This window comes from Paraburkholderia sp. 32, from assembly GCF_050435345.1.
GTDB classification, from domain to species: domain Bacteria; phylum Pseudomonadota; class Gammaproteobacteria; order Burkholderiales; family Burkholderiaceae; genus Paraburkholderia; species Paraburkholderia tuberum.
In genome coordinates, this window is sequence record NZ_JBNDKD010000001.1 from 288838 (window position 1) to 307879 (window position 19042).

The window sequence follows — 19042 nt, forward strand, 5'->3', positions numbered from 1 at the left end:
GCAGTGAGAGGTCCAAAAAACCATGGGAGAAAGCAATGGCAAGCGCGCCCCTCAATATTGACGATTCGGGCTGCAGCCTTGAAATCAGCGTCGACGAGACACCGGCAAGCTCACGTCGTGTCCGGGCCGGTGACAAGCAAAATGAAGCAGCATTATTTTGCAGTGAGTTTCTCTCTGTCGACATCGATCAGATCGTCAGCGATCTAAATGTAAATGGATATTACGCCTTCCCCTCGGCGATATCGCAATACACGCTGAAAACCATCGAGCGCGACGCGACACAAACGAGACTTGGGCTGAATGAAAACTCCATCAGCGGCGTCTACTCCGAGAAACAGTACTACCTGACCAATCTTCTCGCAGTTTCGAAGACCTTCTACAACTTTGCCACCTCGTCGTTAGTGCTCAAAATCTGCGAGCGATATCTGGGCAACGAATTCCGGCTGAAAGCGCTGCGTTATTATGAAACATATGGTGGACACCATATGCAGTGGCACACCGACAACAAGACTGACAAAGCATTCGCTCATATTCCGGGAATCATCTTTATTTTTTATGTCTCGGAGGTCGAGGATGGCGAGTTTCAATATATCGAAGGCTCTCACCTTTGGTCGGGCGAAAAGGCATATAGCGACTATACCGACGAGTTTATCGAAGCGAACTACGAGTCCGCGATCAGAAGCTTCAAGATGCCCAGTGGCTCCTTGCTGATCTACAACACATACGGCATACACAGAGCGAGGCCCGTCAACAACAAGAATTTCGTCAGGAAAAGCGTCTTCCTCCAGGTAGACAGCGAAATCCAAAGGTCCGAGCCGATTATCGTCAACACCGAATTCATCACCCGGTTGAATGACCAGATCTCGATGTTTTTGGGCTTTGGGCAACGGTCCGACTATGAGGTCTTTCCAAAAACCACGCTGAACTCCTTGCCCCTCGACCAGAAGATTATCCGCGTGATGACGAGATATGTTTTGTATCGCCTCTCCCGCGGGGCTTTTTCCAGGCTCCCGCAGTCTGTCCGACTCGCCCTCAGGCGGCTCATCAAAAGGTAGTCGGTTGCGCGGCGGCTCGCCTGCTCTCTTATATAGGTTGCTGACTTAGGGAGTCCTTCTTCTTGAACGAGCTCGTTGCATCGCTTGCGGATGCGACGGATCTCATCTGGACGTCAAGTGACATGGAAATTTTTAGCGGGACGGTGACCTTCTGGTTCATCGACCGGGCACTCGCGACGCGTCGCACTTCCTGATTTCCCCGCCTGTTTCATCAACACAGCCCCGCTTCGACGGGGCTGTTTCGTTTTTTGGAGACGCGCAATGATCCTCACCCGCGAACAGCTCGCGGCGGCGGTGCTGCGCGCGAACGTACTGGTATGGCAAGACCCGATAACAGCTCATTCGCCCGCCTCGCTCAATGCGATTCGATCGAGCCGTCGCTGTGCGGATACGTGACGATGCCCCACGCGAGCGGCAGCTCACCGATCTGCTTGAGCGGCTGATAGCTCTTCGCGTCGAGCACGTAAACCGCGTCGGAGCGACCGCACGCGACCATCAGCTTCGAGCCGTCCGGCGTGAAGCTGAAATGCCAGCAGCGCTGGCCGACCGGCACATCGGCGACATGTTCGTACGTGTGGCCGTCGAACACCTGCACCACCTTGTCGCGCGCGGCGGCCACGAAAAGCCGCTGACCGTTGGGACCGAACGCGACGCCATAGGGCCCGAGTTTGGTGTCGACGGTCTTGACTACGTCGAACGTGTGCGCGTCGATCACGACGAACTTGCTGAGCGACTCCAGCGTGACAACATAATGCTTGCCGTCAGGCGACAGCCGGATGCCGCGCGGCCGCCCGCCCGCCGCGAGCTTCACGGTTCGAATCGGCGCGCCGGTTCGTGTGTGATAGATCGACACCGTATCGTCGCCTTCGTTGGTGACCAGCATCATCTGGCCGTCGCGCGAGAATTCGATGCCTTCGGTTTCGTGGCCGCTCGTGACCGAACGGATCACGTGCCAGTTTTTCATATCGATGATCGCGATTTCGGCGGGCGGCTTGTTCGCGTCGTCGTCGTCCGCGCCGGGCTTGTTGCCCGCGTTCGCTGCGGGCTTATTGTCCCCCTTCGCGTCGGGTTTGGCTCCCGGCGGCCCGCCGTCCTCGCCGGGCTCGTAGGTCACGTACGCGTAGCCGTTGCGCACCCGCACATATTCAGGGTTTTTGCCGATCTTCACGCGCTGGACGACCTTGCCCGTGGCGGTGTCGATCACCGCGAGATCGTTCGTGTTCTTGTTGGCGACCAGCAAACGCGTGCCGTCTGCGTTCAGGCTCAGGCCGCGCGGGCCACCGGCGCCGACCGGAAAGGTCTGCGTGAGCGTCATCTGGTCGAGATCTATCACGCCGACGCCGGCCTTCTCGCTCGTCACGTAGGCGAGCGGCGCGGCCGCGGCATGCGCGGCGCTCGCGGCCAGCACGAGCGCGCAGGCCAGCGCGAGGGAACGGCGTGGTGGTCGGGGGAAAATCCGTGTCTCCAGCATCGTTGTACTCCGGGTTGATATGGCGGCGCCGCGATGGTTCGCGTCATCATTTCAAGGTAGCCCACCGGGCGATTGTTTGACAACGCGGATCGGCGGGAGATTTTCCCGAATTGCTTCGCGCCGGCCGTCGCGGGTTTGAAAAGCGGGGTCGGCGGGGGACAATGAGCGCGGAGGTGGCGATGATGCTGCAAGTTGCCATGGTGAACCCAGCAAGTCCTACGAATGCCGCGGCCGGTTACCGTCGCGCGGCCATCGTGCTGGGCGCCGTGATCGCCGCGCATCTGGTGCTGCTCGCCATCGCGTTGAGCGCGCGTAACCGGATCGTCGAGCGTCCGGTCGAGCCGCGCACGATCACCGCGTCGCTGCTGAGCCCCGAGCCTCCCGCTCCGGTTGTTTCACCTCCCGCGCCGCCCCCACCCGCCGCTGTCGTTCCGACGGCGCCAACGCCGCCGGTCACGCACCCCGCCGTGCGCGTCAAACCGGCGCCGCAGCCTCGCGCGCAGGTGCCACGCAGTGTGGAAAAACCTCTGCCGAAACCGTCTCCGACACGCGAAAGCACCGCGCAGCCCGTCACGCAAGCCGCCGTGCCATCGGCGGCACCGCAGGCCGCCGTGCCAACAGCCGCCGCGCCGTCGGCGGCATCGGCTTCCGCCGTCCATCCGGCGGTGCCCGCGTCGACCGAGCCGCGCAACGTGTCGCACGTCGACTGCTCGATTCCGAAGCCCGACTATCCCGACATCGCGAAGCGGCGCGGCGAGCATGGCACGGCGATCGTGCGTTTCGTCGTCGGGCTGAGCGGGCATATCGAAACGGCGCAGCTGCAAACCAGCAGCGGCTCCGCGCGGCTCGACGACGCGGCGCTCGCCGCCGTCCATGCGGGCGCCTGCCAGCCGTACACCGAAAACGGCACGCCGGTGCGCGCCGCGTACTCGCAGTCGTTCGTGTTCGGACTGACCGAGTGACGCAACAGGGTGAGCGCAGCGCCAAACAGACCAGGGACACCAAACGAAGGAACTCGCCATGCAACACTACGGACTCGCAAACGTCTGGGATTCAGGTGATATCGTCACGCGCGGCATTCTGAGCGTGCTCGTGATCATGTCGGTGCTGTCGTGGACGGTGATCATCGTGAAGCTGTGGCAACTGATCCGCCTGAGGCGCGCAACCCGGAGCGACGCGCGCTTCTGGAGCGCGGACCGCTTCGACGACGGGCTGCGCAGCCTCGGCCATCCGGAATCGGGCGCGCACGACAACCCGCTGCTCGCGCTCGCGCTGGCGGGTCATGAAGCCGCGACGCATCATCGGCAGACGCAGCAGCATCTGCACGACCGCATCGACGTGTCCGACTGGATCACCCGGCGTCTGCAGGACACGATGGACGAGACGATCGCGCGCCTGCAAAGCGGCCTCGCGATTCTCGCGTCGATCGGCAGCACCGCGCCTTTCGTCGGGCTGTTCGGCACCGTGTGGGGCATCTACCATGCGCTGATCGTGATCGGCGAGACCGGTCAGACCTCGATCGATCATGTCGCCGGCCCGGTCGGCGAGTCGCTGATCATGACGGCGTTCGGGCTCTTCGTCGCAATTCCCGCCGTGCTCGGCTACAACGGTCTGACGCGCGCGAACCGCTCGATCGTCGCGCGCCTGAAGCGCTTCGCGCACGGCTTGCACGCGTACTTCGTGACCGGCTCGCAGTTGCCGTCGAGCGCCGGGCCGCAGATGCGCGTGGTGCCGCGCGGCACCAACGCGACGAACGCAAACCGCGACGGAGACCTCGAATGGCAATGAGCCCTTTCTCCGACGACGACGATCAAGGTCTGATGAACGAGATCAACATGACGCCGCTCGTCGACGTGATGCTGGTACTGCTGATCATTTTTCTCGTCACCATTCCGGCGCTGCAACACGCGGTCAGGATCGATCTGCCGCACGCGAGCAGTCAGCCGGAAGCGCTCAAGCCCGCGCACGTGGACGTCGCGGTGCAGGCGGACGGTACGGTGCTGTGGGACGGTCAGCCCGTGACCGACGACGCCTTGCGCGCGCGCATCGCGCAAGCCGCCCTCGCGACGCCGCAGCCGGAGCTGCATTTGCGCGCCGATCGCAAGGTGGCGTACGAGCGGGTGGCGATCGTGATGTCGGCGGCGCAGCGTGGCGGACTGACGAAGCTGGGCTTCGTGACCGATCCGCAGTTGGGCAAATGACGCGGCGCGGCGTGCGTGTTCGGTGCGTGCCGGCACACAAAGTCCCGCTTATCGGCGGCGAAAGAATCTCTGAATTTGAATCGGCGGACGGCTCGGCTATCGTGGTGCGTGTCTGAACGGCACCCCACCCTTGCGAGGACCGCACGATGCAAGCCCTCATCTTCGACGTCGACGGCACGCTCGCCGACACCGAGACTGCTCATCTGCACGCATTCAACGCCGCGTTCGCCGAAGCGGGCCTCGACTGGTTCTGGGACGAAGCGCTCTATTCCAGCTTGCTGAAAGTGGCGGGCGGCAAGGAGCGTCTGCTGCATTACTGGCGCACGGTCGAGTGCGAGGAAGCCGGGGGCCCGCGAGCGCGAGAGGCCGTCGACGCGCTGCACGCGCTGAAGACGCGCCACTACACCGAGCGCATGCGCGAGCGCGGCGTGCCGCTACGACCCGGCATCGCGCGTCTGATCGACGAGGCGAACGAGGCCGGTCTACGCGTGGCGATCGCGACGACCACGACGCCCGCCAACCTTGACGCGCTGCTGCAAGCGCATTTCGGCGCCAGTTGGCGCCATCGCTTCGCGGCGATCGGCGACGCCGGCACCACGCCGGCGAAAAAGCCCGCCCCCGACGTCTATCGCCACGTGCTCGAACAGCTCGGCTTGCAGCCCGCGGCCTGTCTCGCCTTCGAGGACTCGCGCAACGGCCTGCTGGCAGCGCGCGCCGCGCGCGTGCCCGTCGTGGTCACGCCGAGCGCTTTTACCGCGCGCGAGGACTTCGACGGCGCGCTGGCCGTGCTGCCTCATCTCGGCGATCCGCACGCGCCGATCGTTGCGATGGTGCGCGGCGAATGGCATCGCTGGGTGGATCTGGCGACACTGCGCCGTTGGCATCAAGACGCCACGCGTCCTCCCGATTCGGCTGCGCACGCCGCACTGAACGCGGACCATGGCGAACGCGAGCGCGTCACGGCAATGAACGGCGACTACCACGCTGTCCTGATCGATCTCGACGGTACGATGGTCGATACCGCGCCGGACATCGTCGCGGCTGCCGGCCTGATGCTGACGGACTTCGGCGCCACGCCGCTGCCTTACGACAGGGTGACTGGCTTCATCGGCAACGGCGTGCGCAAGCTCGTGCAACGCTCGCTGGATGCGGCGGGCCTCGGCGAGCACGTCGAACTGGACCACGCGCAGGCCGTGTTCGAGCGGCACTACGCAGTGACCAACGCGGCGCTGGGTCGGGTTTTTCCTGGCGTGATGGCCGGGCTGCGCGCGTTGCAGCAGCACGGGTACCGCTGCGCGTGCGTGACCAACAAGCCGCGGGCGCTGGCGGCGGCGCTGCTCGACAAAACTGGGCTTGCCGCTTATCTGGACGGGCTGGTCGCGGGCGACACCGTGGCGAGCCTGAAGCCGTCGCCCGAGCCGCTTTGGCACGCGTGCCGGCTGCTCGATGTCGAGCCCGAACGTTGTGTGCTGGTCGGCGATTCATCGGTCGATGTCGCGGCGGCGCGCGCGGCCGGTCTGCCGGTCTTCATCGTCAGCTATGGCTATGGCAGCGCGAGCGGCGCCGACCTGCCGCGCTGCGACGCGCTGATCGATTCGTTCGAGGCATTGCCGGCGATTCTGGCGCAAGCGCAGCCGGCATTGCGTGCGTGATTCGAGCCGCTAACCCGCCGACAACAACCCCGCGACGCGCTCCGACTTCGTCTGCACCGCGATATCTTTCGCCGTCATCCCGCGATTGTCCTTCAACGACCGGTTCGCGCCGCGCGCGAGCAACAGCTGGGCGGTCTCCGCGCGATCATATCCCGCCGCCCACATCAGCGCGGTCAGATCGTTCTTGTAGGTCCGGTTCACGTCGACGCCCGCATCGAGCAACTGACCGACGACCTTCGTTTGCCCCTGGCCCGCTGCGTATTCCATCGCGGTCTTGCCGACGCGATCGGTCGCGAGCGGCTCGGCGCCATGCGCGAGCAGCAGCGCGACGATCTCGTCGAAGCCGCCGTAGGCAGCGGCCATCAGCGGTGTATCGCCCGGCGCGTTCGCATGCTGCACGTTCGCGCCGCGCTCGATCAGCGTGCGCGCCATCGCCGTATCGCCCTTCTTGCACGCGGTGACGAGCGCGGTGTCGCCGATCCGGTTCATCGCATCGACCGACGCGCCGCGCTGCAGCGCCGCGACGACCGACTGCTGATCGTCGTCCTTCGCGGCCGCGAGCAGTTGGCGGTTGATTTCCCCCTGGTCCTGCGCGAGCGCCGGCACCCATGCGCCGAATGCGCTGGCGAGCAGAACGGCGGCCGCAAGCTGCCGAGTGAACATGTCTGTCATGGTGTCTTCCCCATGCTACTGCAGATTGTTGATATAAGCGGCCAGATGATGGATGTCGTCGTCGGACAGATTACGCGTCACGCTGGTCATGTTGCCCGCATCGTTGGTGCGTGTGTGCGAGCGGAAGTCCTGCAATTGCTTGACGATGTACTGATACTGCTGGCCCGCGACGCGCGGAATCTCGTTCTGCCCGGAAAAGCCACCCAGGTGGCACATCGTGCACAACAGCTCGGCGGCCTTCTTGCTGCCCGCCTCGATGCTCGCGCCATCCGCGTTGAACGGCACCGATACGGGCTTCTGCGCGGCGAAGTAGTCGGCGAGGTCCTGCATGTCCTCGCTCGACAGGTTCGCCGCCATCGGCGACATGCGCGGATCGCTGCGCCGTCCCTGCTTGAAGTCCTTCAGCTCCAGATACAGGTAGCGCGCGGTTTGCCCGGCCAGAATCGGATAGTCCGGATTGGTCGAATTGCCCATCGGCCCATGACAGGCCACGCACACCTGCGCTTTCGCCTTGCCCGCCTCGGCGTCGGCGCGCGCGCCCGACGGCAGCCATGCGGCGATCAGTCCGCCGCACAGCAGCGCCACCCATGCAGCGCGCGCCCCACCCGGCGCTCCCCGCGGCGCCGGCCGCCTCATGGCACCGCGAACACGACGACGCTATTGCCGCGCTTGAAGTCGATCTGCGTATTGCCGCCCGCCGCGACCGCGATGTACTGCTTGCCGTTGACCGTGTACGACACGGCCGGCGCGTTGACGCCCGCGCCGCACTGGAACTCCCACAGCTTCTTGCCGGTGGCGGCATCGAACGCGCGGAACAGGCCGTTGCCCTCGCCGTTGAACACGAGACCGCCCGCCGTTGCAAGTACGCCGCCGATCAGCGGCTGGTCGGTCTTGTAGTCCCACGCGATCTTGCCGGTGTCGACGTTGACGGCCGACAGCTTGCCCCATTGCGCCTCGGATGGAATCAGCTTGAAGGCGCCGCCGAGCCACAGCTTGCTGCCGCCCGGATAGGCGGCGTCCTCGACCTGGTACGTCATCGGCTGATTCAGGTTGGCCGCGTAGACGAGGCGCGTTTGCGGATCGAACGCGATCGGCGACCACTCGACGCCGCCGTTCGCGCCCGGCAGCATGCGCGCGCCGGCTGCTGTCGGCAGGGTCCACATGTTTTCCTGCGGAATCATCGCCTGCGAGAAGCGGATCAGACGGCCGGTCGCACGATCATGCACGTACACGTGACCGGTCTTGCCCGCATGCACGATGCCGGGGATCATCTTGCCGTCGTTGTCGCGCACGTCGATCAGGATCGGCGGGCTCACCGCGTCGAGGTCCCAGACGTCGTGCGGCACGTACTGGTAGTGCCATTTGTACTTGCCGGTGTCGAGATCGATCGCGACGAGCGAATCCGTATAGAGGTTGTCTCCCGGCCGGATCGCGCCATACAGGTCCGGCGACGGGTTGCCGACCACGAAGTACACCGTGTGCGTTTTCCGGTCGACCGCCGGCGTCATCCACACACCGCCGCCGAGCGTCTTGTAGAAGTCGCCGCCCTTGTCGGCCAACTGCTTCTTCTCCGCGTCGATGTCGCGCTTCTCGTCGCGGCCGGTCGCGTCTTTGGTGGCCCACACGCCTTCCTGGCCGGTTTCCGGAATCGTGTAGAAGGTCCACAGCAACTGGCCGGAATTCGCGTCGTACGCCTTCACGAAGCCACGAATGCCGTACTCGCCGCCGTTCGTGCCGATCAGCACCTTGCCGTCGACGACCGTCGGCGCCATCGTTTCCGAGTAGCCCTCGTCGGGATTGGCGATCTGGCTTTGCCACAGCACGTTGCCGGTTTTGGCGTCGAGCGCGACGAGCTTGGAGTCGAGCGTGCCCATATAGAGCCGGTCACCCGAAATCGCGACGCCACGATTGTTCGGCCCGCAACAGAACGTCGTGACCGGACCCATCTTGTGCTTGTAATGCCAGAACTCTTTGCCCGTCGTCGCATCGATCGCGTATACGTGATTGAACGACGTGGTCAGGAACATCACGCCGTCCTTCACGATCGGCGCCGTTTCCATCGACTCGTTGACGGCCGTCTGGAAGATGAACGCCGGCCTGAGCTTCGCGACGTTCGTCCGGTTGATCTGCGCGCCGGGGTAATAGCGCGTCTGCGCGTACGAGCCGTTCGGATGGAGCCAGACCGCCGTCATGCTGCCGGCGCGATCGAGCTGATCCTGGGTCACGGGCTGAAGCGTCGATGGCACCGGCGCGGCGGTGGTGGTCGAGCTGTTCTGTACTTCGTCGGCGGCATGAGCCGCAGGCAAGCCGAACGCGATGGCGAGCAGTGGCAGGCCGACAATTCCCTGAATACGGTTGAATGGCATGAGCGTCTCCTAGCTTTTTATTGTTCCTATGAATTGCAGCGCAGGAGTGCGACATGGATCCACGCGGACGACAGCGTGAAAGAGCACGATGGCGCAACCCTCGCAGACAACAAAAGCGTACGACTTCGAATCGTTGTTAGCTTTGTCAGGACGGGTCGGCTTCGCAGAGAGGGGGGAAGTGATGCACGGGTCCGCGGAAAACCGGCTCGTTTAAGGGTAGGCGATGTGTTGTGGATTTTCTAGATTAAATCGTTAAGGAGTGGCGAGCGATCATCGTGCACCGTTGTGGTCGCTGACCGCCGCCCTGGTCGTGGCGTTTTCACCTGGGTCGCTTCGCGTTGCCGCCGCTCGTTGAGCTGATCAGAACCGGCCGCCGCGCGAATCGGCCCCCTGCTGATAGTTCCGGTTGGTCTGTTCTGGATTCCGGTTCACCAGCGGGCGCGCGTAAAGTGGGTGATGCAGGCTCCGTACTTCGTGTTCGAGCCGGAAGCAACGCTCTCCGGATGACAGATCGAGCAGGTCGGCAAACCGGTATTGATGCGGCTCTTCTCCATATACCAGACCTTTTTCGGCGAGCCGCGCGAACGGCCCCGAAAAAGCAGCGGTGTAAATGGCGATGTGGTGTCCGTCGTATTCAGGAATGGGCTGGGTCGTTTCCGCGTACAGCAGTTGCTGATGCGTGCCGATATCGATCACCGCGCGGTGCAATCCATGCTTCTCTTCGATGTCGACGCTCGCATCGAACATATCGCGGTAGAAGCGCGCGATAGGCAACGCGCTGCCGACCGGCACATCCATCTTCACGAACGCGATACCCAGATCGATGTCCGACCACGGAGCCGGTGCGGATCGATGGAGAGGATCGAGGCACTCGTAGCGGTTGCCCCACGGACACGTCACTTCGACACTGCCTGCGCGCTCCGTCCAGCCGAACGCGGTGCCGGCGAGCAGCGGTTCGACCGAGCGCAGCCGCCTCACCAGCGCTTCGAGCTCGCCGACCACGAGACCGACACTGCCGCGCAGACGTTGCGCCGCCCCGTGCGGCAAGTGAATCTGCGACCGGCCGACGTTGATCCACATATTCTCGACCCCGGTCATCACGAACGGATCGCGCGTGAGCCCAAGGCCGGTGACGTAGAAGGCGGTCGCGAGAATCTGGTTGGGGATTTTCAGGTTGACGTGTTCGAGCAGGACCAGATTGCCGGTATCGTCGTTAGCGTAAGAGTGTTCCATGTGTTTGCCTTGTGCATGAGCCGCGAAACGCTGGACAAATTATGCATCAACAGGGCAAATGGTACGTGCTCGTGCAGCTCGGGCGGCGCGGCGGCGCCGCCATGTTCGGAGGCGTACGAAGCGACACGCATGCGTTTATTGCTTCAGAATCTTCCACGGCCCATTGCCGGTTTTGCAGACGATCGGCGTCCACGTTTGGGTCTGTCCTTTCGCGACCGCGGTCAGCGTCGCGGTCCGGCAGGTTCGATCGCCGTCCTTCGTCGTGTCCTGCGGCGTCACCGTGCCCTTGATCGAAACGGAATTGCCGGTGCCCGCATTGCTCCACTCGTACGATTCGCCATCCTTTTTTGTATCGAGCGCCTTTTGCGCCGCGTCGTTGAGCGCTTTACGGTCGGCCTCGCGCATGTAAGTAACGGGCGTGTCTTTCAGAAAGTTCAGGTTCGCTGCGTAACACAACATGGGGCTGGCGAGCAGCACCGCTGCCGCAAGCCACTGCGTGATCGTGTGGGCGTACGCGGCGTCGAGTGCGGGCGCGCCCGCGCCAGGACGAAATTGACGTGACATGGGTTTCTCCTCGAGTTCATCCGCGATTCGCGTCGTCCGCGAAATCGCCGTTTTGCTGGAATGCGTCGACGACGTCGGCCACCGAGCCGCGTCGGCCGATGTGGCCGACACGAACTTCGAGCCCCTCGGCGCGCAGCATGTCGCGCACGTCCGCGTGCGCGCCGACGACCTTCATCGCGGCGCCCGCGGCCTCCAGCGCGCCGTGCATCGCTTCGAGCATGCGCGCGCCCGCCAGATCGACGACCGCCGATGCGGACAGATCGCAAATCACGAGCCGGACCGGTTCGGGTGCGGCGTGGATCATGCGCCAGATCGTCTCGCGCACGTGCTCGACGTTGAAGTACAGCAACGACGCCTCGACACGCACCGCCAGCACATGCGCAATCGTCTCGTTCTCGGCATGACGTTCGAGATCCGAGAAATAGCGCGTGCCGGGAATACGCCCGAGCATCGCGACATGCGGATGCGCGGCGCGGTGGATGATCAGCAGCATCGACACGAGCACCGCGACGATGACGCCCTTCAGGATGCCCAACAACAGCACCGCCGCGAACGCCACCATCGAAATCGCGAATTCGAAGCGGCTCACGCGCCACACATGACGCAGTTCGCCGACGTCGACGAGGCCCGTCACGGCCACGAGCACGATCGCCGCCAGCACGACGTTGGGCAGATTCGCGAGCAGTCCGGTGAGGAACATCAGACAGAAGCCGATCGCCAGCGACGCGAATACCAGCGCAAGCGCGCTTTTCGCGCCGGCCTTGTCGTTCACCGACGATTGCGAAAGTCCGCCCGCGACCGGGAAGGCCTGGAACAATCCCGCGGCCAGATTGGCCGCTCCGAGACCCAGCAATTCCTGGCGGGCGTCGATCTCGTAACCATGTGCCTGCGCGAGCGCGCGCGCGGCCGAAACGCTCTCGACGTATGCCAGCAACAGGCACGCGAACGCCAGCGGAACGATGCCGTCGACATCGCGCAGCCGCAGCCCGGGCAGACGGAATTCAGGCAAGCCTTGAGGCAGCGCGCCCACCAGCGTGAAGCCGCGGCTGGCCAGCGGCGTGACGGACAACACGACGATCGAGGCAGCGACGACGGCGAGCGCCACCGGACGCCCCGGCAAAAACTTTTCGCCGAGCAGCAGCAACGCGATGCAAACGAGGCCGAAACCGAGCACGCCGAGGTTGGTCAGCGGAAGCTGCCCCCACAGCACGGCGATCCGTTCGAAGAAGAATTCGCCGCCGCCTTTCACCCCGAACAGCTTCGGCAGCTGGGTCATCGCGATCGTCAGCGCGGCGCCCGCCTTGAAGCCGAGCAGGATCGTCTCGCTGATGAAGCTGACGAGCGAACTCAAGCGCAGCAGCCAGCCGATCACGCACATGCACGCGATCAGCACGGACGTGAGCGCCGCGATCGAAGCCCAGCGCGACGGGTCGCCCCCGGCCATCGGCACGAGCGTCACGCCGACGAGCATCGAGATCGCCGAGGTCGGGCCGATCGCGAGCTGGCGCGACGAGCCGAATAGCGCATAACAGAGGCCGCCGACCAGATAGCCGTAGATGCCGTATTGCGGCGGCAAGCCGGCGAGCGACGCATAGGCGAGCGATACCGGAATGCCATAAGCCGCGAGCGTCACGCCGGCGACCGCGTCCTTCGCGAGCCATCGAGGCTGATAGCTTCGCAGCCACTGCGCGGGAGGAAACGCGCAGCGCCACCCGCGCGCGGGTGGCGTGGAAGACGCGCGGCCGGTGACGCTCTGTGGATGGTTCAACGTAGCGCCTCGAGTACGGAAGCGGACCTGACGGAAGCACGGGCGCGCTGTGCGGCCATCGCCTCAGCCAACCCGGAGCGGCTCAGAGCGAATCCTTGACGCGCTGCCACGTGTGATCCGGATTGAACTCGGTCACAGGCGGCGCGTGCGCGCCACGGTCCTTCTGGTAGATGACGCCGTTGTTACTGACCACGAAGGTCATCACGCCGCTCGTGCCGTACCGCGCCGGATAAGCGACCATCGCGAAACCCGCGATCATGTGGCCGTTGATCACGTAGCTGAACGCGCCGCCCGGCGCGTTCTTGCCCTGCCGCGTCAGGATGTGGAAATGGTAGCCCCGGTAAGGATCGCCCGCCGCGTGGCCTTTCAGATATTCGGAACTCGCGGCGACGAGCGGGCCGAACGGACTCTCTTCTTCGTCGCTGTTTTCGTCGGTGTGCCAGTAGAGACCGTCCTGCTTGCCGGGTGTGCTGGCCAGCTTCTGCGCGTATTCGAGCAGGCCGTCGTGGTTGCGGTCGCGCGACGCGTATTGACGCTGCGCGCCGATATAAGCGTGCAGCACCTTGATCGCTTCGAGTTCGTTGGCGCCGATCCGTCGATTGATCAGTTCTTCTTCGCCCTGCTCGGTGGCGAAGCGCCAGGTGCCGTCCTCTTTGACGATCGGTATCGGCATCGGCCACGCCTCGTCGCCGACCAGCAGAATCCGCCGGTTCGGTCCCCTGTCGTCGAGCACGTGATAGGCCTCGAGCTCCTTGCTCGCCTTGGCCCAGTTCGCCTCGTTCTCCGCCTGATCCGGCGATACCACGAGGCTCTTGTGCGCTTCGCCGAAGATCGCGACGAGCGACGCTTCGTCGTCGGTCTTCAGTGCGCTGGACAGCGCGGCGACCGCGTCTTCCGGGGTGGCGAAAGTGCGCTGCCCCGCGGCGAGCGCGGCCAACGGAATCGACAGCGCGAGCACCATCGCGCACAGCCGACGCGATGTGGCCACACGTCGCCGCGAATCGTCGCGTGGGCGCTTTCCGGTGATGCTTTGTCCGCTCATGGCTGCTCCTTATCGCCGTCCGCCGCCGCGGCCGCCACCGCCACCGCTGGGCCGCGCCGAGAATCCACCACCGCCACCGCCACGGCCGCCACCGCCGGAGAACCCACCGCCACCGGAATTTCCGCCGCCACGCGTCGATTGGCGGCTCGCCGCGCCGCGCGCGCTGTTGGCTTGCGCGTCGCGCGCCGAGCCGTAGCCGCTGAACGCATCGCCGCCGCCCCCAGGCGACGCGCGCTGACTCACCTCGCGTGTGCCCGCCGACGCCGTCGGACGCTGGGACGGCTGCGGCCGCCCTTGCGCGCCAGCACCGCCGCCCGCGAAGTTTGCGCCGGCGCCGCCACCCGCGCCGCCACCTGCATAGTTTGCGCCGCCGCCCGCGCCGCCGCGGTTGCCGCCCGCCAACCCACCGCCCGCGCCCGCGCCTGCACCCGCGCCGCCGCCGCGCGACGGCGGATCGCCGACCCGTTGCGTGCGCGCCGAGCGATCCGAGATACCGCTGACCTGGCCCGGCTTCTTGTCCGAGGTCCACGCGGAGGTGCCCCCTCCCTGCCCGCGACCGCCGCCGCGGTTGATGTCGCCCGTGTTGATATTGCCGCGCTCGACGTTCCTATCGCCGCGCTCGACGTTTCTATCGCCGCGCTCGACGTTTCTTTCGCGGTTGATGTTGATGTTGTTGTTGCCGCCGCCTCCGTAATGCGTTTCATAGTGCCCGCCGTTCCAGGCGGCGGTAATCGCCGCGCCCCAGATCAGCCCCGTCGCGAGCGCGGCGCCGGGCGCGTACGGATAGTAGTAGGCCGGATAGGGCGTGGGCGCGTAGGCGTAGGTCACGGGCGCACTGGCCACCACGATGGTCTGTGGGTTGTACTGCGGCACGTAGATCACCTGCGGATCGGCCGGCTGGATCTTGATCACTTCCTTCTCGACGACCACGACCTGCTTGTCGTCGGATTTCAGATGCCCCGCCGACTGCGTTTGCCGCCGGAAGCGCTGAATCGCTTCGAGCACCGAGCCCTGATCGGCAACGACGGCCTCGCCGAGATCGATCGTCCAGTCGAGATCGGTGCTCATGTTCTTGACGATGTCGGGGTAATTCAGCAGCGCCTTCACCGGATCGTGCCACGCGTCGTTGAGCTTCAGCGACTTGTTGTTTTTGTACTGGTCGAGAAAGCGATCGGCCTGCACGATTTCGACGGGATAGGTTGAGGCAGGAAGAATGATCGCGATCAGATCGTCCGGATATAGCGCGATCGGTCCGACGAGCTTGTCGAGCGTCGCCGCGGAAACGGGTGCGTTCGGGGCCGCGTTCGCCGGGGCGTTCGCGGCCGGCGCCTGCGCCAGCGACACCGCAGTGGAGAACGCGCCGCAGCACGCCAGAAGCGCGGCGCCCAGTACATGGCTGATGCGTCGCGCGCGCTTCGCCTCGTCGTCGAGCGCCGTTGCAAACGGGATGATGCGTGTATGAGCACGCGAATCGCGGTCCATCGATGCTTCCCCTTGCGCTTCGTCAGCGGCCCCGGGCGGCATGGCCATGATCTTTGACAGACAGTTGTCCGAAGCAATGAAAACGACCTGCACCTGTCGCATGAATACAGTTTGGAAACCATGGACGAAATTGCAAATACGACCTTGGTCCGATTGCGCGCGACAGGCCCGCGACACCATGATGAACGCGAACCTGCCATTGCTGCGCATCCACCGCGCGGCAACCGGTCCCACCAGAATTCCCATTCACGGGTGCCGGTTGCGCCCTCACGCCTGAGCAAACAGGAAGCCGGCGACTCGCACCCGCGTGTGCCCACGCAAGGAGCTGTCGTGAACAAGTCTACGAAATATGCCGTGATCGCCGCGTTGAGCGCGTCGCTATCGCTGGAAGGCCTGGCGCAATCGAGGCCGATTGCCTATCCGGCCAGAGGGCAAAGCCCGCAGCAACAGCAGCAGGACGAAGGCGCCTGCTATTCGTGGGCGAAGAGCAATACCGGCATCGACCCGACCATGGTCGCCAATGCCCCGCCCCCGCCTTCCGGCCCCGCGGTGGGAGGCGGCGAGCGCGTGCAGGGCGCCGCGCGCGGCGCGGCCGGCGGCGCGATCATCGGCGCGATTGCGGGCGACGCCGGCAAGGGCGCGGCGATCGGCGCGGCGACCGGCACGATGGTCGGCGGGTCGCGCGCGCGGCAGAACCGGCGCGCGGCCGCGGCACAATCGCAGTCGCAAACGCAGGGCTCGATGGACACGTTCAATCGCGCTTTCGCCGCCTGCATGTCGGGGCGGGGTTACACGGTCAATTGATCGCGCAAGGAGAGCAGAATGATTAACCACAAACTGATCATCGCGGCGGCGCTCGTGTGTCTCGCGAATACGGGGTTCGCTCAGACGGAGGCACCCGTCACGGTCAAGAGCGAGCCCGGCAAAGTCACCGTGTCGGGCACGGTCAAAACGACCGCGACGGTCGTCGGCATCGAGCCGGCAACGCGCACCGTCTTGCTCAAGGACCCGAAGGGCAAGGTCGTGCAGGTCGTGGTCGGCGAGGAAGCGCGCAACTTCGATCAGATCAAGGTCGGCGACGTGGTCAAGGCCGAGTATTCGCAGGCTCTGACCATCATGCTGAAAAAAGGCAACGCGCCGCTGACCGCCAACGAAACGCAGACGCTCGAACGCACTCCGGCGGGCGCGAAACCCGGCGGCTCGGCCTCGCGCGAAGTCACGATCATGGCTAACGTCATCGCGGTCAATCACCAGAGCGGCGCGGTCACGCTGAAAGGCCCGCAAGGCAATACGGTGGATCTGGTCGTGCAGGATCCCGAACAGCTCAAGCGGATCAAAAAAGGCGACCAGATCCAAGCGGTCTATACCGAGGCCGTGGCCATCTCCGTGGAGCCGGTCGCCGGCAAATAGCGAGCATGGCTCGCGTCAGATCAGGCGGTGCGCTTGCGCGAGGCCGCTGAGGGGAGGCGTAAAGTCCGCGCGTCGAAAACGCACCGTCGAGAACACCCGTATCGCATTGGGACTCGCCGGCAGACGCGCAAGGCGAAACTCGATTTCGTGCGCGGGCCGCGTATCTCCCTCTCCCAGGACGACGTTCATCCGGTCGAGCCGGTAGATGCTTTTGCGCACGTAGAAATGCGCATCCGGCGCCTCCAGTACACCGCACATCACGTCGAGATGCCGCTCCAGCGCCTCTGTCTTCAGGCCCAACTGCGCCAGAGCCTGATCGTTCTCTTCGATCTGCGCCTGCAGCTTCGCCACTTCCGCGTAATTCGACGTCGCGTCGCTACCAAGCAGCGAGCGCACGCCCGCCCCTTGCCGTTCGAGAATCGTCAGGCGCGTTTTCAGCAGCGCCCTTTCGCGTTGCAATTCGTCCTGCCGCGAGGTGTCGGCCTCGATCTTGCCGAGGGCTTCGAGCACGAGCTGATCGACGATCCGCAACACGATTTGGCGCCGCAACGCGGCTTCGGATTCTTCGCACACGCGCACCTGGTGATCGCTGAAGTTGATGGTCGTCTGCGCGAGATCGGTTTGCGTCGTTTCGCCGTGTTGCCCGACGCCGAAAATACGCCGCTCGTCCATGGCCATGCCGAGCACCGCGAATACCTGATCGGCAGCGGGATGGTCGCTGAAGAACGTGTTCAGCTCGTGTGAGCGGTTGAAGACCGGGCAAACGTCGTCGGGTGTGGCGAAAAAGGCGTGGATATACGGGTCTGTCGCCCACGCCGCCGCGTTCGCTTCGCGCGTCGGCGGCACTTCATCGGCGAGCCGGAGCAGATAGGCGGTCGTGTGTTGCACGGCGGGCCGCAGGCGCGACGCATAGTTGCGCGCGAGCCGCAACGACGGACAGAGCCCGACGATCCGCTCGACGATTTCCTTCGTCTGCTGATCGTCGCTCTCTTCGGAAGCGTTGCGCCTGGTCAGCCACCGCGACAGCAGACCCATGCCCGGCTCCCGTCGCCCGTCACGATTCGTCGCGCTCCGGCAGCAGCTGCGCGACGATCGTGTGGTTCTTCCAGAACAGGTTATGGACGCGGCTTTGCAGTATGCGCAGCCCGTCCGCGGACACGTCGTCGAAGACGACCACCGCGCCTGGCCGCGAGCCCGTGCCGTGCACCCGCTGGATCGAGCTGAAGCGCGGGAACCCGTAGCGAATCAGGAACTCGCCGATCTCTTCGTCGGAGACGCTTTCCTCGACGTTTCCAAGAAACAGTTCAGCCATGATGCTTACTCCTCCAGATCCTATGCGACGATGTTCAATCCGCCGTCGATATACAAGGTGGAACCGGACACCCGCCGGGCATACGGCGTGGCCAGAAACGCACAGGTATAGCCGACGTCCATGATGTCGACGAGTTCGCCGAGCGGCGCGCGCTGCACCGCTTCGTTGAGCAGCAGCTCGAAATCCTTCAGGCCCGAAGCGGCGCGGGTCTGCAGCGGCCCGGGAGAAATCGCGTGCACGCGGATGCCCTTCGGTCCCAGCTCGAACGCCAGATAGCGCGCGCAGGCTTCGAGCGCCGCCTTGACGGGGCCCATCAGGTTGTAGTTCGGCACGACCTTGTTCGCACCGTAGTAGCTCATCGTCAGCATGGTGCCGCCGTCTTTCATTAGCGGCGCGGCGAGGCGCGCCATCCGCACGAACGAATGGCAGGAGATGTCCATCGCGCTCAGGAAGCCCTCGCGCGACGATTGCAGCAAGCCGCCCTGCAGATCCGCTTTCGGCGCCCATGCAACGGCGTGAACGAGAATATCGAGGCTTCCCCATGTCTTCTCGATCCGGTCGAACACGGCCTCCATTTCATCCTCGCCCGTTACGTCGAGCGGCATGAAGATCTCGGCGTCGAGTGCTTTGGCTATCGGTTCCACATAAGGAAGCGCCTTGTCGTTCGCATAGGTGAGCGCGACGCTCGCGCCGAGGTCGTGAAACGCCTTCGCGCATCCGTATGCAATCGAATGCTCGTTGGCGACGCCGGTCACGAGGGCCTTCGCTCCTCGCAGAATCAAACTCGGTTGCTCGACGGACATGGTGAAACTCC

Annotated in this window: 19 protein-coding genes and 1 pseudogene; 8 read left to right on the plus strand and 12 right to left on the minus strand. The window is 64.7% G+C overall.

Annotated features, from left to right (window positions below; all coding sequences use genetic code 11):
* Nucleotides 1-35 precede the first annotated feature (35 nt).
* Nucleotides 36-1055: a phytanoyl-CoA dioxygenase family protein gene (locus tag OKW26_RS01360; RefSeq protein ID WP_429352418.1), complete on the plus strand. Its 1020-nt coding sequence runs from the start codon at nucleotides 36-38 to the stop codon at nucleotides 1053-1055.
* 355 nt (nucleotides 1056-1410) lie between these two features.
* Here the strand turns inward: OKW26_RS01360 and OKW26_RS01365 are convergent, their stop codons facing one another.
* Nucleotides 1411-2526, minus strand: a complete 1116-nt coding sequence (locus OKW26_RS01365; protein WP_429352419.1) for a beta-propeller fold lactonase family protein — start codon at nucleotides 2524-2526, stop codon at nucleotides 1411-1413.
* Nucleotides 2527-2705: 179 nt separating this feature from the next.
* Between OKW26_RS01365 and OKW26_RS01370 the strand changes: the two genes are divergently transcribed.
* From OKW26_RS01370 to gph, 5 genes and pseudogenes are all read left to right on the plus strand, one after another.
* Nucleotides 2706-3488, plus strand: coding sequence for a TonB family protein (locus tag OKW26_RS01370; RefSeq protein WP_429352420.1), 783 nt, complete (start codon nucleotides 2706-2708; stop codon nucleotides 3486-3488).
* Between the two features lie 58 nt (nucleotides 3489-3546).
* Complete coding sequence (locus OKW26_RS01375; protein ID WP_090809011.1) at nucleotides 3547-4314, plus strand: MotA/TolQ/ExbB proton channel family protein; 768 nt, start codon at nucleotides 3547-3549, stop codon at nucleotides 4312-4314.
* Nucleotides 4305-4727 carry an ExbD/TolR family protein gene (locus OKW26_RS01380; protein ID WP_429352421.1) on the plus strand — a complete coding sequence of 141 codons (423 nt, stop codon included), beginning with the start codon at nucleotides 4305-4307 and terminating at the stop codon, nucleotides 4725-4727. The genes OKW26_RS01375 and OKW26_RS01380 overlap by 10 nt, the downstream gene beginning before the upstream one ends.
* Before the next feature lie 146 nt (nucleotides 4728-4873).
* A pseudogene (locus tag OKW26_RS01385) lies at nucleotides 4874-5696 on the plus strand (HAD family hydrolase).
* A complete protein-coding gene (gene gph / locus OKW26_RS01390) occupies nucleotides 5693-6379 on the plus strand; it encodes a phosphoglycolate phosphatase (RefSeq protein WP_429352422.1) in 687 nt (228 codons plus the stop codon). The pseudogene OKW26_RS01385 and the gene gph overlap by 4 nt, the downstream one beginning before the upstream one ends.
* A 9-nt stretch (nucleotides 6380-6388) precedes the next feature.
* Here gph and OKW26_RS01395 read toward each other — a convergent pair whose 3' ends face one another.
* From OKW26_RS01395 to OKW26_RS01430, 8 genes are all read right to left on the minus strand, one after another.
* The gene (locus tag OKW26_RS01395) at nucleotides 6389-7051 is read right to left on the minus strand and encodes an ankyrin repeat domain-containing protein (RefSeq protein WP_429352423.1); all 663 of its coding nucleotides are present in this window, start codon (nucleotides 7049-7051) and stop codon (nucleotides 6389-6391) included.
* Nucleotides 7052-7066: 15 nt separating this feature from the next.
* Entirely contained in the window at nucleotides 7067-7687 is a 621-nt protein-coding gene (locus OKW26_RS01400; RefSeq protein WP_429352424.1) for a c-type cytochrome, read from the minus strand.
* Nucleotides 7684-9417 carry a pyrroloquinoline quinone-dependent dehydrogenase gene (locus tag OKW26_RS01405; RefSeq protein ID WP_429352425.1) on the minus strand — a complete coding sequence of 578 codons (1734 nt, stop codon included), beginning with the start codon at nucleotides 9415-9417 and terminating at the stop codon, nucleotides 7684-7686. Before OKW26_RS01405 ends, OKW26_RS01400 begins: the two co-directional genes overlap by 4 nt.
* Before the next feature lie 360 nt (nucleotides 9418-9777).
* Nucleotides 9778-10650, minus strand: coding sequence for a VOC family protein (locus OKW26_RS01410; protein WP_429352426.1), 873 nt, complete (start codon nucleotides 10648-10650; stop codon nucleotides 9778-9780).
* A gap of 135 nt (nucleotides 10651-10785) precedes the next feature.
* Nucleotides 10786-11214: an RT0821/Lpp0805 family surface protein gene (locus OKW26_RS01415; protein ID WP_429352427.1), complete on the minus strand. Its 429-nt coding sequence runs from the start codon at nucleotides 11212-11214 to the stop codon at nucleotides 10786-10788.
* 16 nt (nucleotides 11215-11230) lie between these two features.
* Nucleotides 11231-12982 (minus strand): SulP family inorganic anion transporter, encoded by a 1752-nt coding sequence (locus OKW26_RS01420; protein ID WP_429352428.1) that lies wholly within the window; start codon nucleotides 12980-12982, stop codon nucleotides 11231-11233.
* Nucleotides 12983-13064: 82 nt separating this feature from the next.
* Entirely contained in the window at nucleotides 13065-14024 is a 960-nt protein-coding gene (locus tag OKW26_RS01425; protein WP_429352429.1) for a DUF2950 domain-containing protein, read from the minus strand.
* Nucleotides 14025-14033: 9 nt separating this feature from the next.
* Nucleotides 14034-15506, minus strand: coding sequence for a DUF3300 domain-containing protein (locus OKW26_RS01430; protein ID WP_429352430.1), 1473 nt, complete (start codon nucleotides 15504-15506; stop codon nucleotides 14034-14036).
* A gap of 330 nt (nucleotides 15507-15836) precedes the next feature.
* Here OKW26_RS01430 and OKW26_RS01435 point away from each other — a divergent pair, with 330 nt between their 5' ends.
* Nucleotides 15837-16310: a glycine zipper family protein gene (locus OKW26_RS01435; RefSeq protein ID WP_018424548.1), complete on the plus strand. Its 474-nt coding sequence runs from the start codon at nucleotides 15837-15839 to the stop codon at nucleotides 16308-16310.
* 18 nt (nucleotides 16311-16328) lie between these two features.
* Complete coding sequence (locus OKW26_RS01440; RefSeq protein ID WP_429352431.1) at nucleotides 16329-16916, plus strand: hypothetical protein; 588 nt, start codon at nucleotides 16329-16331, stop codon at nucleotides 16914-16916.
* A gap of 15 nt (nucleotides 16917-16931) precedes the next feature.
* Here the strand turns inward: OKW26_RS01440 and OKW26_RS01445 are convergent, their stop codons facing one another.
* From OKW26_RS01445 to fabI, 3 genes are read right to left on the minus strand one after another with little or no spacing between them, the layout of a single operon-like run.
* A complete protein-coding gene (locus OKW26_RS01445) occupies nucleotides 16932-17951 on the minus strand; it encodes a hypothetical protein (RefSeq protein WP_429352432.1) in 1020 nt (339 codons plus the stop codon).
* Nucleotides 17952-17970: 19 nt separating this feature from the next.
* Nucleotides 17971-18228 (minus strand): RNA-binding protein, encoded by a 258-nt coding sequence (locus tag OKW26_RS01450; protein ID WP_184061866.1) that lies wholly within the window; start codon nucleotides 18226-18228, stop codon nucleotides 17971-17973.
* Between the two features lie 20 nt (nucleotides 18229-18248).
* On the minus strand, nucleotides 18249-19031 hold the full coding sequence (gene fabI, locus OKW26_RS01455; RefSeq protein ID WP_184052100.1) for an enoyl-ACP reductase FabI: 783 nt from the start codon (nucleotides 19029-19031) through the stop codon (nucleotides 18249-18251).
* Nucleotides 19032-19042: the final 11 nt, after the last annotated feature.